This is a genomic window from Solirubrobacter ginsenosidimutans (assembly GCF_027587205.1).
The window spans coordinates 233,596-247,323 of the sequence record NZ_JAPDOD010000002.1 but is presented as its reverse complement, the minus strand read 5'-3'; the positions used below and the strand labels follow the sequence as shown (position 1 = coordinate 247,323).

Sequence of the window (13,728 nt, the reverse complement as noted above, 5' to 3'; positions counted from 1 at the left end):
ACGAGGCGCAGCCCTCGCCGGTACGTTCGCCCTCGCCATGACGCCCGCCCGGCCCGGACCCGACGCTCGCCTCGTAGGCCGCGGCCGCGTCCGCGCGTTGGTCGGCTTCGCGTGCCTCGGCGCGCTGAGCGTGGCGGGGTTCACCGATCACTCCGCCGACGGCTACCTCGCCGGCATCGTCCTCGTCCTCGGCGCCGTGTTCGGGTGGACCGTGGTGCTGTGGGCGCGCGTGTGGGTCGACGGCGACGTGCTCTACGCCCGCAAGCTGGGCGGCTGGGATGTGCCGCTGCGGCTGGACCGGCTCACCCACGCCGAGCTCGGCTCCAGCTCAGGCCATCTCCTGCACCTGATCGCCGACGGTCACCGCCTCAAGCTGGACCCGTGGAGCCTGCGGCTGAAGCCGCTCTACGCCGTGCTGGCCTGCTACATCGGCCCTGAGGACCCGATCGCTAACCGGAAGTTGCAGCGCCGGCTGGCGAAGGCACGGCGCGGGCGGCGGCCGTCTGCGCCGCCTTCACCGCGCGTGTGAGGGTGTCGACGTCGTAGACGCCGACGTGGCGCCGGCCGTTGATGAAGAACGTCGGCGTGCCCGACACGCCGCTGGCGTCGGCGCTGCGCACGTCCTCGGCGACCCGCGGCGCGTGGCGGCGCCGCCGCAGGTCGTCCGCGAAACGATTCAGGTCGAGCTCCAGCGCCGCGGCATGGCGGTAGATGTCCGACGGCGCGAGCGCGTCCTGGTGGGTGAAGAGGCGGTCGTGCATCTCCCAGAACTTGCCCTGGGCGGCCGCCGCCTCCGCCGCCTCCGCCGCGCTCTGGGCGTTCGGGTGCACGTCGGTCAGCGGCAGGTGGCGGAAGACGTAGCGGACGTCTTCGCCGTGCTTGTCGAGGATCCGCCGGATGATCGGCGCCGCGTGGCCGCAGTACGGGCACTCGAAGTCGCCGTATTCGAGCAGCGTGACCGGCGCGTCGATGCGCCCGCGGATGTGGTCGCGGGCGTCGTCGATCTCGTCGTCGAGGTCGATGATCGTCTCCGCGGTGTTGCCCAGCTGGCGCGCGCGGACATCGGCCGGCAGTCGCTTGACGACCTGGAACGCGACCCACGCGAGCGCGGGCGAGAGGATCGCGGTGGCGAGGACGCCGAGCTTGGCCTCGTCGAGCAGCGGGCCGGTGAACGCGAGCGTCGCGACCAGCAGCGAGACGGTGAAGCCGATGCCGGCCGTCGCCGCCGCGCCGATCAGCACCGGCCACGTGACGGTCAGCCGCGCGTGACCCATGTGGGTCGACAGCCAGGTCGCGCCGAGGATGCCGGCCGGCTTGCCGATCACGTACGCGGCGACGATCCCCAGCGTGACCGGGGAGGTGAGCGCGCGCGAGAGCAGGTCGCCGTCGATCGTGATCCCCGCGTTCGCAAGCGCGAAGAGCGGGACGATCACGCGGCTCGTCCACGGGTGCAGCCGGTACTGCAGGCGCTCGTTGGGGGAGATCGCCGAGACCAAGGACGCGCGCGCGGAGTACGCCAGCTCGGGCGTCGGCTGCTCGCGGAAGGAGCGGGTCAGCTCGGTGCTGCGCTCGAGCTGGTCGCGCGGCGGCGGGTAGGCGCTGGTCACGAGGCCGATCGCGAGCCCGGCGATCACGGCGTCGACGCCGGACTGGAACATCGCGAACCAGATCCCGGTGCCGACCAGCACCGCCGCGGGGCCGCGCCACGTGCCCGCCCAGCGCAGCGCGAGCAGGACGCCGAAGAGCCCGATCGCCACGGCCAGCGCCGTGACGTTGACGTGCTCGGAGTAGCCGAGCGCGATCACCAGCAGCGCGGCGAGATCGTCGATCACCACGACGGTGAGCAGGAAGACGCGCAGGCGGATCGCTCGTCCGCGGGTGAGCAGCGCCAGCGCGCCGAGCGCCAGCGCCGTGTCCGTCGAGACCGCCGCGCCCCAGCCGACGGCGCCGTCGCCGCCCGCGTTGATCGCGAGATAGAGCGCGGCGGCGGTCACCATCCCGCCCAGCGACGCGACCACCGGGATCGCGAGGCGGGTGCGCTCGCGCAGCTCCCCGAGGTCCAGCTCGCGCTTGGCCTCCAGCCCGACGACGAGGAAGAACAGCGTCATCAGGCCTTCGTTGATCCAGCCGCGCAGGTCCGCGGCCAGCTCGTGGTCGCCGATCACGATCGCGACGTGCGTCTCCCACACCGACGCGTAGGAGCTCGGGGAGACGTTGGCCCACAGCAGCGCGGCGATCGCCGCCGACGCCAGGACCACCGCCCCGCCGGTCTCGTCGTGCAGGTAGCTGCGGATGGGCGCGGCGAGGTTGCGCGCCCACGCGGTCCGGCCCGAGCTGCTCGAAGTGGTGGCGGAGTCGGCGGTGGCTATGCCGACACTATGGCTTGTAGAAGCGCGCGGGAGCTTTCTTGAGCTTCTTCGCCTTGCCGGCCTTGAACTTGCCGCCGCTGAACGTGTACCGGGTCTGGCGGAACGAGCTCGGGCAGCAGTTGGGATCGTCGGCGGCGTAGTAGGGCTGCATCACGTCGAACGCGCGGCTGCTGTGGCGCGCGATGCCGACCTTGTAGCCCTGCTTGAACAGGATCCGCGCGCCGAGCGTGCCGTCCGCGTTGCCCTTGAGCACGCCGAAGCGCGTGTCGCCGGCGGTCCCGCCGCTGGCGAGCGTGAACAGCGCGTCGGACACGCCGTCGGCGGTGATGTCGCCGCAGCGCACGAGGTCGACGACCACGCCGCCGTCGATGTCCTCCTGCGTGAGCTTGCCCATCGAGACCAGCGCCTGCTGGACGGTGTCCGCGGAGCAGGCCTGGGCCCGCGCGTGGGTGGTGGGAGCGAGGAAGGTGAAGGCCCCGAAGGAGGCCGCCAGAGTCAGGAGAATGCGAGCGCGCATCCCGCAAACCCTTCCAGCTCCGGCGGCGGCGAACAATCGGGATACCACCCCGGAGTTACGGGACGCGCGCGAGGAACTCCCGCGTGCGCGCCTCCGCCGGAGCGCCCAGGAGCTCGGCCGGCGCGGAGGCGACGTCGAGCTCGGTCGACGGACGGCCGAGACCATAGCCCTGCCCGCCGCCGATGATCGCCTCGCGGCTGAACGCGCCCTGGTGGATGTCGCGGATGAACTCGAGCACATCCTCGTCCTCGATCCCCTCGGCGATCACGAACGCGCCCGTGTGGCTGGCGAACGTGGCCATCGCCAGCAGCACGGCGCGGGCATTGGCGTCGTCGGGAGCGGCGCTGACGATGCTGCGGTCGAGCTTGACGAACTCCGCGTCGACGAGCCGCAGCATCTCCAGCCCGGAGTTGCCCGTGCCGACGTCGTCGAGTGCGAGCTTGAACCCCTGCTCGCGCAGCCGCTGCAGGCACTTGACGACGCCCGCGGTCCGCCCTCCGAAACGCTCGGTGACCTCGATCACCACGCGCGACGGCGCGAGCCCGACGGCCTCGATGGCATGCAACAGCCAGTCCTCGTCCTCGCCGCCCACGTCCAAGGTGAGCGGGGAGAGGTTCACGAACAACAGCGCGCCCTCGGGCAAGCGCGGAGCGATCTCGACCGCCCGTGCGACGCAGAGCTTGTCGAGTTGCGGGACGCGGCCGACCTGCTCGGCCAGGTCGAACGCCTCCGCCGGGCCTTCGAAGCCGTAGTCGGCGTGCGGGCGGGCGAGCGCCTCGAGACCGAGGAGCTCGTGCCCCTGGAGGTTCCAGATCGGCTGGTAGGCCACGTCGAGGCGCTGCTCCTCGAGCAGGCGATGGATGGCCTCGAGCTTCTGGCTCGTTGTGATGACGACCTCCGACCGCACATCCTCGACATGGACGACGCCATTGCCGCCCCGGCGCTTGGCCTCGTAGAGCGCCGCGTCGGCCTCGCGGCGGAGGAGGTCGGCGCCGCGGCCGGGGGACAGCTCGGCCACGCCCACGCTCATCTGCACGTTGGCCGCGGCGAGCGCGCGCATGAGCCGCCGCGAGCGCGAGCGCGCGGCCACCGCGTCGGTCCGGGGCAACAGCAGGGCGAACTCGTCGCCGCCGATGCGGTAGCACGTCTCGCCCGCCCGTCCCTCGCGGAGCACGTCGGCGATCCGCCGCAGGACCTCGTCGCCGTAGGGGTGGCCGTGACGGTCGTTGAGGAACTTGAAGTCGTCGGCATCGAGCAGCACTAGGACGAGCGGATCGCCGTGGCGCGCCGCAGTCTTGACCGCCGCCGGCAGGTCCTGATGGAAGGCGCGCTGATTGGGCAGGTCGGTGAGGCCGTCCCGGGTCGCGCGGTGCAGCGCCAGACGATGGCTGCTGAGCAGCGAACGTCCCCCGGCGACGTAGAAGGCGCCGCCGCCGAGGAGGAACATCAAGAGCCCGGCGTAGAGCAGCCCGTGGCGCGCTCCACGGAGCTCGCCGTCGAGGCTCGCGTGGTCGAGCGTCATCTCGTACGCGTAGCGCTTCCCGCGGATGACGAGCGGCATCACGAACTCGAGATCGCGGGTGTCGGCGGTCTCGTCGGCCTCGCGACCCGCGTATTCCTGCCCGTGGCTCAACGCCCCGTCGATGCGTGAGTCGCGGTCGATCTCACCGACGGCTCTGGCATCGCCACCGGCGGCCCGCACCACCCCGTGCTCGTCGATCAGCAGCGTCTCGAGCGTTCCAGGACGGCGGTGAATGGCGTGCAGCACCTCGTCGATCTCGGCGATGGTCGCCTCGTGGCGCTCTTCCCGCCGGCCGATGGCGGCGAAGCTGCGCGCATCCGCCCGCTGGTCCTTCACGTGCCCTGAGATGACCCGCTGCTCGATCTGACGGCTGATCAATCCGTAGCCACCGGCGCCCGCGAGGGCAAACGACGCCAGCACCGCGAAGACCAGGCGCGCGGCGAAGCCGGGCCGCACCGGAGCTGATCTGAACGGAAGCCGCATACCTCCGTGATCGGCTTCGGTGGCGATTTGCTGAGCGGCGAACCGGCGGCATCGTCGCGGATGCGCCCGTATCCTCGCTCCGTGGACGTGCTGTTGGGTGTCCTGCTGGGCGTCGTCCTCACCGCGTCGGCGCTGGCGGTGAGCCGGCTGGCGGCACCGCGGCGGGTGCTCGCGCCGGGGGAGGAGGGCGTGCGGGCCGCGCTGCACGCCGCGGCCGCGACGCTGCCGCACCTGCGCCGGGGGCTCACGCGCGAGTCGGCGGGCAAGGCGATCGGGCATCTGCACGCGCTCACGCAGGCCGAGGGCGTGATGATCGACGCCGGGGGCGAGGTGCTCGCGACCGACGGACTTCCCGCCGCCGGCGACTGGCTCCCGGAATCCGAGCGGGTCGCGGTGGTCAACGGCCCGCCGCCTTACGGGCACACCGTGGTGGCGCCGCTGATCGTGCAGGAGACGCGGATCGGGCGGCTGTCGGCGTTCTACGGGCCAGAGCGGCGGCTGCGGCCGGAGGACACGCGGGTGGTCAGCGAGGTCGCGTCGCTGGTGAGCGCCCAGGTCGAGCTGTCGTTCCTCGCCGCGCAGGAGGAACGGCTCGCCCAGGCGGAGCTGCGAGCCCTGCGCGCGCAGATCTCCCCGCACTTCATCTACAACGCGCTGGCCGCGGTGGCGAACTCGATCCACACCCGCCCCGAAGAGGCCCGCGAGCTGCTGACGGAATTCGCCGAGTTCACCCGCTACGCGTTTCGCGGCAACCGCTCCTACGTGACGCTGGCGGACGAGCTGCACTACGTCGAGAAGTACCTGCGGCTCGAGCAGGCGCGCTTCGGGGACCGGCTGGACGTGCGGGTGAGCGTCGCGCCCGAGGTGCTGACCGCGGTCGTGCCCGTGCTCTCGATGCAACCGCTGGTCGAGAACGCGGTGCGCCACGGCGTCGAGTCCGCGCTCGGCCCGTGCCGGATCGAGATCCTCGGCGCCGACCTCGACGCCGACGTCGAGCTCACCGTCAGGGACGGCGGCGCGGGCATGAGCGCGGACGAGGCCGCGGCGGCGCTGGCGGGTCGCGGGGCGGGCATCGGCCTCGCCAACGTCCACGCCCGCCTCCAATCGACCTTCGGCCCCGAGTACGGATTGGAGGTCGAGTCCACCCCCGGAGCGGGCACAACCGTCCGCATGCTCGTCCCGAAGTTCCGCGCGGGGGTGCGCGCCGCGTGACGCTCCGCGTACTCGCCGTCGACGACGAGCGGCCTGCGCTCGACGATCTCGCGCGCGTGCTGCGGGCGCAGCCGGCGGTCGACACGGTCGACACGGCGGCGTCGGGCGAGGAGGCGTTGCACGCGCTGACCGGCGAGGCCTACGACGCGGTCTTCCTCGACGTGCGGATGCCGGGGCTGGACGGGGTCGAGCTGGCGCGGGTGCTGCGGCGGTTCGCCAGCCCGCCGGCGCTGATCTTCGTCTCGGCGTACGAGTCGGCGGCGGTCGAGGCGTTCGAGCTGCGCGCGCTGGACTACTTGCTCAAGCCGGTGTCGCGGGCGCGGGTGGCCGAGGCGCTCGCGCGGATCGTCTCCCCGCCGCAGGAGGAGGCGGACACGCTCGCGGTCGACGTCTCCGGCGGCGGCACGCGCCTCGTCCGCCGCGACGACGTCCTCTACCTGCAATCCCACGGCGACTACGTGCGGGTGGTCACGCCCGACGGCCGCTTCCTGGTCCGCGGAACGCTCGGCGAGATCGAACGGCGCTGGGAGCCACACGGCTTCCACCGCGTCCACCGGCGTTTCCTCGTGAACCTGCGCCGCGCCGTCGAGGTGCGCCCGCAGCTCAACGGCACCGCGCTGCTGTTCCTCGCCGACGGCGCCGAGCTGCCGATCGCGCGCCGCGAGGTCGCGGAATTGCGCCGGCGCCTGCGCACATGAGCCGCCTTCCGTCCTCCGACCTGACCGAGGCGACCGCCCACGCCGCGGTCTACCTGCGGCGGCTGCGGCGCGAGCAGCTGCGGCTCGCGCTGCTCTCGCTCGTCGCGTTCGGGGGAGCGATCGGCGCGCTGCCGCTGATCCTCTACCTCCTCCCGGGCCTCCAGGACGCCCACCTGCTCGGCGTTCCGCTGCCGATCTGGCTCGTCGTCGTCCCGCCGTTCCCGCTCTTCTTCGCGATCGGCCTGCTCGAGCAGCGGCGCGCCGACGGGCTCGACGAAGCGTTCCGCGAGCTGGTGGAAGACGAGTGACCGCGGCCGGCACCACAGCGGATTCTGGCGGGCCCCGCCCGGTGATCTGGCCAGCGATCCACCGCGGTACCGGCCGCGGCCACAGGTGACGCTGGCGATCCTCGCGATCGTCGGCGTGACCGGCGCCGCGCTCGGGATCGGCACCTACGGCGTCCGCGTCGCGCGGACGACGAGCGACCTCTTCGTCGCCTCCCGGGCCGTCACGCCGTGGTGGAACGCGGCCGCGATCAGCGGCGAGTACCTGAGCGCGGCGAGCTTTCTCGGCGTCGCCGGGCTGATGCTGAAGTTCGGGGCGAGCGCGCTGTGGCTGCCGGTCGGGTTCACGGCCGGCTACCTCACGCTGCTGCTGTTCGTGGCCGCCCCGCTGCGGCGTTTCGGCTCCTACACGATCCCCGACTTCGCCGAGGCCCGCCTCCCCGCGCGGCACATGCGGCTGCTCGCCGCCGCGATCGTGCTGCTGATCAGCGGCTGCTACCTCGTGCCGCAGCTCAAGGGCGCGGGCGTGACGCTGCGCGCGGTGACCGGTGCGCCGTACTGGGTGGGCGTCGCCGTGGTGGCCGGGATCGTCGCGGTCAACGTCGTGCTCGGCGGCATGCGCGGCGTGACGTACGTGCAGGCGTTCCAGTACTGGGTCAAGGTCTTCGCGATCGCGCTGCCGGCGATCCTGCTGCTGATCCACCTCGGCGGGCTGCCGGCGAGCGCCGCGCTGTTCGGCTCCGAGCTGCCGCGCACGGGCCCGGCGGGCATGACCGTGGAGCTCGACCGCGCGCGCACGCTGACGTTCCCGGACAATGGCGAGACCCGGACCGTGCCCGCCGGCGACCTGTACATCCCGCCGGACACCGCGATCCCCGTCGCGGACGGCATCGAAGCGCAGACCGGGGAGGAGTGGTCGCGGCCGGTCTCTGACTCCGGGCGCAGCTCGCCGCTGCTGATCTACTCGCTACTGCTGGCGACGTTCCTCGGGACGATGGGCCTGCCGCACATCCTCGTCCGCTTCTACACCAACCCGGACGGGTCGGCCGCCCGCCGGACCACCGTCCGCGTGCTCGGCCTGCTCGGCGCCTTCTACCTCTTCCCCGCCGTCTACGGCCTGCTCGGCCGGGCGTTCACGCCCGAGCTCTACGTGACGGGTGACACCGACTCGGTCGTGCTGCTGGTGCCCGCGGCAGCGTGGCCGGGCGCGATGGGCGACATCCTCGCGGCGATCGTCGCCGCCGGGGCGTTCGCGGCGTTCATGTCGACCGCCTCCGGCCTGCTGGTGTCGATCGCCGGGACCGTGTCGCACGACGTCTGGCCGGGCAAACGGCGGCGGGGGCGGATGCGGTTCCGGATCGCCGCCGCGACGGGCATGGTCATCCCCGGCCTGCTCGCCCTGGCCACACGCGAGGTCGACATCTCCGTGCTCGTCGGCTGGGCCTTCGCGCTCGCGGCCAGCACGTTCTGCCCGCTGCTGCTGCTCGGCGTCTGGTGGCCGCGCCTGACCGCCGGCGCCGCTGCGGCGGGAATGCTCGCCGGCGCCCTCGTCGCCACCGGCATGATCGCCACCGGGCTGATCGGCGACGTCGGCGAGGACACGGCGCTCGGCGCCATCCTCACCCAACCGGCGGCCGTCTCGGTGCCGATCGCCTTCGGCACGATGATCGCGCTCTCGCTGCGCGAGCGCCCACACAACGTCGCCGCGCTGATGGCCGCACTGCACGCCCCCGAGGCCGTTGCCTCACGCTAGGGACGAAAGTCAACTACGCCGGGTGGGGGAGGGGGAGCGGCGAGCCACCCGTCCCGGGCTGCCGTGGACCCGCTCGGTCCTCGGCTCTGTCGCTCCGAAGCGCCGTGCCGGGATACCGACAGTCGGGCCACGGAGACAGAAAGCGCGTTCTCACGCACGCCGACCACCCGACGAGCAAACGACCACCGGTCGCGAAGGGGGTGTGTGACGAACCGCCCTCTCTGTGGGGGGTTTCGTCATACACCCCTACCTACGCGCCAACTCGAACGGTGCGAACCCGATCGAAACCCGCGCTCCGAGCCTCAAACGCGCACGGTCGACCACGGCGACCGAGAGACGGGCGCGTGGGACACGCTTTCCTTCTCCGTAGCCCGTAACTATCGGTATCCCGGCACGGCAGTTCGAGGGCAACAGAGCCGAGCCGCGAGGCGGACTCACGGCAGCCCGGGACGGGTGGCTCGCCGCTCCCCCCTCCCCACCCGGCGCAGTTGACTTTCGGCGGATGAGCCGATTCTGAGCCTCGCGACGGCGTTTCACGCAGGGGTTACAGCTGGACGGGGATGCGCGCCTAGCGTCACGCGCGCATCTCTCTCCCCTGAATCAAGGACGTCCCTTTGTTGAAGAAGCTGCTGCCCGCCGCGCTCGCGGCGGTGGCCCTGCTCGCCCCTGCGGCAAACGCCGCGGTGAGCGATCCGGCGAGCCTCGTCGACCCGCTGATCGGCACCGCCAACGGCGGCAACGTGTTCCCGGGCGCGGACACGCCGTTCGGGATGGTGCAGTTCAGCCCCGACGAGACGAACGGCAACCAGGCCGCGAACGTCAACTCCAGCGGGTACTCCGACGGCGTGAACCGCATCCGCGGGTTCGGCCTCGCCCACGTCTCCGGCGCCGGCTGCGGTGGTCTCGCGGGCGACGTCCCGTTCTTCCCCTACGTCGGTGATGTCACCACGTCACCCGCCGCGGACGTCAAAGACGCGACCTACAGCTCCCGCTTCACGACCGCCAACCAGAGCGCGAAGGCGGGCAACTACTCCGTCAGCCTCGACAGCGGCATCAAGGCCGAGCTGTCGGCCACGACCCGCACCGCCGCGGGCCGCTTCACCTACCCGAGCGGCACCAAGTCGACGATGCTCGTGCGCACGAGCGCCGGCCTCGTCGGTTCCAGCGACGCCGACGTGACGATCGACCCCGCCACCCGCACGATCAGCGGCTCCGTGACGTCCGGGAACTTCTGCGGCAATAAGAACCTCGACGGCAACCCGGACCGCACGAGCTACTACACGCTCTACTTCGTCGCGAAGTTCGACGCCGACTTCACGCACTACGGGACGTGGAAGGACGCGACGGTCACCGCCGACGCGAAGACCGCGAGCGGCGGCACGAGCTACGACGGCGGCAGCTCGGGCGGCGTCAGCACGGCCGGCGGCAACCCGACGCCCGGCAAGGGCTCCGGCGCCTACGTCCAGTTCGACACGACCGGCGCGAACAAGCAGGTCGGCGTCCGCGTCGGCGTCTCCTACGTCGACCCGGCGGGCGCGCTGAAGAACCTCGACGCCGAGCAGCCCGAGGGCACGAGCTTCGACGGCGTCGCCACCAAGGCCCACGACGCGTGGAACACGCAGCTGAACCGGATCGAGATCGACGGCGGCACCGCCGCGCAGCAGAAGATCTTCTACACGGCGCTCTACCACTCGCTGCTGCACATGAACGTCTACTCCGACGTCGACGGCCGCTACCGCGGGATGGATCAGAAGACGCACACGATCGAGCCGGGCCAGGGCGCACAGTACGCGACGTTCTCGGGCTGGGACATCTACCGCAGCCAGGTGCAGCTCGTCTCGTTCCTGGATCCGAGCGTCGCCAGCGACATGGCGCAGTCGCTCTACAACCAGTCCACGCAGGATGCCGATGGCCGCTGGGATCGCTGGACGCACAACTCCGGCGCCGTGTCCGTCATGTCCGGCGACCCGTCGCCCGCGTTCGTCGACACCGTCCTGGCGTTCGGCGGCACGAAGTGGAACGCGCAGGCCGGGCTGCAGTCGCTGGTCAAGGCCGCGACGGTCCCGACGCCCGCGGACCTGAGCCATATCGGCTGGATGAACACCGCCAAGGGCCAGCGCCCGTCGCTGGACCGATTCCTGCTCGACGGCTTCTACCCGAACCCGTCCAACGCGTGGAGCGGGGCGAGCGAGACGCTCGAGAACTCGACCGCGGACTTCGCGATCGCCGACCTGGCCAAGCGCCTCGGCGACATGACCACCAACGCGCAGTTCATGACCCGCGCGCAGGCCTGGCAGAACATCTTCCACGTCACGGCGGTCCCGGGTGACGGGCTGGACTCCGGCTACGTGCAGAACCGCGCCGCCGACGGCACCTGGCCGGGGATGGACAAGGCGGGCGGCAGCGACTTCGCCGAGGGCAGCCCCGCGCAGTACCTGTGGAACGTCCCGTTCAACGTCGACGGCCTCTTCGCCGCCCTCGGCGGGCCTGCACAGGCCTCCAAGCGCCTCGACGCCTACTTCCACAACGGCGCCAACTGGGCGTTCACCGGCGCGGGCGGCACGCACCCGGAGCTCAACAACGAGCCGTCGATGTGGGCACCGTGGCTGTTCGCCTGGTCGGGTGAGCCGGCCAAGACGCAGCAGGTCGTGCGCCAGGTCCAGGACACGCTGTGGACGACCGCGACCCGCGGCATCCCCGGCAACGACGACCTCGGGACGATGTCCTCCTGGTACGTCTTCGCCGCGATGGGCATGTACCCGATGATCCCGGGCCGCGCCGAGATGATCCTCGGCAGCCCGACGTTCACGAAGGTCGTCGTCCACCGTCAGAGCGGTCAGACGCTGACGATCAACGCCCCGGCGGCGGCCGCCGGCAAGCCGTACGTCGCCGCGCTCAAGCTCGACGGCGCGGCCTACAACCAGCCGTGGCTGGCGGAGAGCTTCATCTCCGGCGACCACACGCTCGACTACGACCTGACCGACACCGCGACGACGTGGGGCACGAACGCGCCGCTGCCGCCGTCGTTCCGCGGCGGGGAGCAGCCGGCGATCGCGGCGCTCGACCCGTCGAACCTGCAACTCGATCCGGGCGGCAAGGCCGGCGCGACGCTGACGCTGCAGAACACGACGACGGCGCCGCTCACGGTGACGCTCAACAACGCGCCGGCCGACCACATCTCGCTGGCGGCCGACCCGATCGTGCTCGCCCCGGGCGCCCGCGCCACGGCCGACGTCACGATCAGCGCGGACGCGAGCACGCCGAAGGGCACGAAGGCGACGCTCGATCTCGGCCTGAAGGCCTCGACCGGCGAGACGCTGCCGAAGGTCGTCGCCAAGGTCGCGGTCGACGATCCGAAGCCGCTGTCGGCGCTGTTCAACAGCGTCGGCACGGTCACCGACACGCACACGGCCGGTCCGGCGTTCGACTCGACCGGGCACAGCTACTCCCGCGAGGCCCTCGCGGGTGTCGGCATCAGCGGCGGCGCCAAGGTCTCGATCGGCGGGTTCGACTACACCTGGCCGGACGTCGCGACGGGCTCGAACGACAACTACCTCACCGACGGCACGCGCATCGCGCTCGGTGACACGACCGGCGCGATCCGGATCGGCGTCCTCGGCTCTGCCGCCAACGGCCCGTCGAAGACGACCGCCACGGTCACCTACAGCGACGGCAGCACCTCGCAGGCACCGGTGCAGTTCGGCGACTGGACGCTCGGCGGCGGCGGCTCGCAGCCGTCGGCCGGCAACCGCCAGGTCGCGGTGACGCCGCGCCGCACGACCAGCACCGGCACCGAGAACGTGAAGGCGTTCCTGTTCTCGGCCGCGATCGCGCTCGACCCGGGCAAGACCCCCGTGTCGCTGAGCCTCCCGGCCGCCGGCGCCGGCTTCATCCACGTGTTCGCGATCACGCTCGACAAGCGCGGTCCGCTGCCCTTGACCCAGCTGTTCGATCAGGCCGGGATCGCGCGTGACGCGTTCCACGCGGAGGCGTCGCTGGACTGGACCGGGCACGCGTTCTCGAAGGAGGCGCTGGCGGCCAAGGGCGCCGCGCCGGGCGCGTCGATCAACGCCGACGGGCTCAGCTACACCTGGCCGGATGTGCCGACCCCCGGCTTCGACAACCTGGAGGTCGCGGGCCAGCGGATCGCGCTCGGCCCGGTCGAGGGGGCGACGAAGCTCGGCTTCCTCGCCACCGCGATCAAGGGCCCGGCCGACACGGTCGCGACAATCGCGTACACGGACGGCTCGCTCGTGAGCGCGCCGCTGTCGTTCAGCGACTGGACGCCCGGCAACCTGCAGGCGAACAACTCGCTGGTGTTCGAGACGACCTACCGCGACACGACGGCCGGGACGGACACCACCCACGCCGCGATGTACTCGACCACGCTCCCGCTCGCCGCGGGCAAGCGGCCCGCGTGGGTCCGTCTGACCTCGCCGACGGCGGGCAACTCGGCGATCCACGTCTTCGCGGTCGCGACCGACGGCAAGCCGATCGTCTCGACGTCGGCCGACGCGCCCGTCGGCGGCTCGGTGCCGGCGACGCTCGCGCTGACGCTGGGCGCGCCGGCGAGCTTCGGCGCGTTCGCGCCGGGCGTGACGAAGGACTACAGCGCGGCCACGACGGCGACGGTCACCTCGACGGCGGCCGACGCGGCGCTGACCGTGTCCGACCCCGGCCACCTGGCCAATGGCGCGTTCGCGCTCGCGAGCCCGCTGGTGGTCGACCTGGCGCCGGCGACCTGGAACGGTCCCGTGACCGGCGGCGTCGTCGGCATCACGTTCAAGCAGCACGTCGACGCGAACGACCCGCTCCGGACGGGCGCGTACAGCCAGACGCTGACGTTCACGCTCTCGACGACGAACCCGTAGCCCAACCGCTCGGCCGGCG

General features: G+C 72.0%; 9 protein-coding genes. 6 read left to right on the top strand and 3 right to left on the bottom strand.

Going from position 1 to position 13,728, the window contains the following annotated elements:
* Positions 1–37 precede the first annotated feature (37 nt).
* Positions 38–529, top strand: a complete 492-nt coding sequence (locus tag OM076_RS03585) for a hypothetical protein (protein WP_270038019.1) — start codon at positions 38–40, stop codon at positions 527–529.
* On the opposite strand, the gene nhaA is transcribed toward OM076_RS03585, so the two are convergent.
* From nhaA to OM076_RS03570, 3 genes are all read right to left on the bottom strand, one after another.
* Positions 450–2,282, bottom strand: a complete 1,833-nt coding sequence (nhaA, locus tag OM076_RS03580) for a Na+/H+ antiporter NhaA (protein WP_272597576.1) — start codon at positions 2,280–2,282, stop codon at positions 450–452. The two genes, OM076_RS03585 and nhaA, sit on opposite strands and share 80 nt — an antisense overlap.
* A gap of 94 nt (positions 2,283–2,376) precedes the next feature.
* Positions 2,377–2,886: a hypothetical protein gene (locus OM076_RS03575; RefSeq protein ID WP_270038018.1), complete on the bottom strand. Its 510-nt coding sequence runs from the start codon at positions 2,884–2,886 to the stop codon at positions 2,377–2,379.
* Positions 2,887–2,941: 55 nt separating this feature from the next.
* Positions 2,942–4,864, bottom strand: a complete 1,923-nt coding sequence (locus OM076_RS03570) for a bifunctional diguanylate cyclase/phosphodiesterase (protein ID WP_270038017.1) — start codon at positions 4,862–4,864, stop codon at positions 2,942–2,944.
* A 108-nt stretch (positions 4,865–4,972) separates the two neighbouring features.
* On the opposite strand from OM076_RS03570, the gene OM076_RS03565 reads away from it, so the two are divergent.
* From OM076_RS03565 to OM076_RS03545, 5 genes are all read left to right on the top strand, one after another.
* A complete protein-coding gene (locus OM076_RS03565) occupies positions 4,973–6,103 on the top strand; it encodes a sensor histidine kinase (protein ID WP_270038016.1) in 1,131 nt (376 codons plus the stop codon).
* Entirely contained in the window at positions 6,100–6,801 is a 702-nt protein-coding gene (locus OM076_RS03560) for a LytR/AlgR family response regulator transcription factor (RefSeq protein ID WP_270038013.1), read from the top strand. The genes OM076_RS03565 and OM076_RS03560 overlap by 4 nt, the downstream gene beginning before the upstream one ends.
* Positions 6,798–7,109, top strand: coding sequence for a hypothetical protein (locus OM076_RS03555; RefSeq protein ID WP_270038011.1), 312 nt, complete (start codon positions 6,798–6,800; stop codon positions 7,107–7,109). The genes OM076_RS03560 and OM076_RS03555 overlap by 4 nt, the downstream gene beginning before the upstream one ends.
* A gap of 85 nt (positions 7,110–7,194) precedes the next feature.
* Positions 7,195–8,838: a sodium/solute symporter gene (locus OM076_RS03550; RefSeq protein ID WP_270038010.1), complete on the top strand. Its 1,644-nt coding sequence runs from the start codon at positions 7,195–7,197 to the stop codon at positions 8,836–8,838.
* Between the two features lie 617 nt (positions 8,839–9,455).
* Complete coding sequence (locus OM076_RS03545) at positions 9,456–13,709, top strand: GH92 family glycosyl hydrolase (RefSeq protein WP_270038009.1); 4,254 nt, start codon at positions 9,456–9,458, stop codon at positions 13,707–13,709.
* The last annotated feature ends 19 nt before the right edge of the window (positions 13,710–13,728 follow it).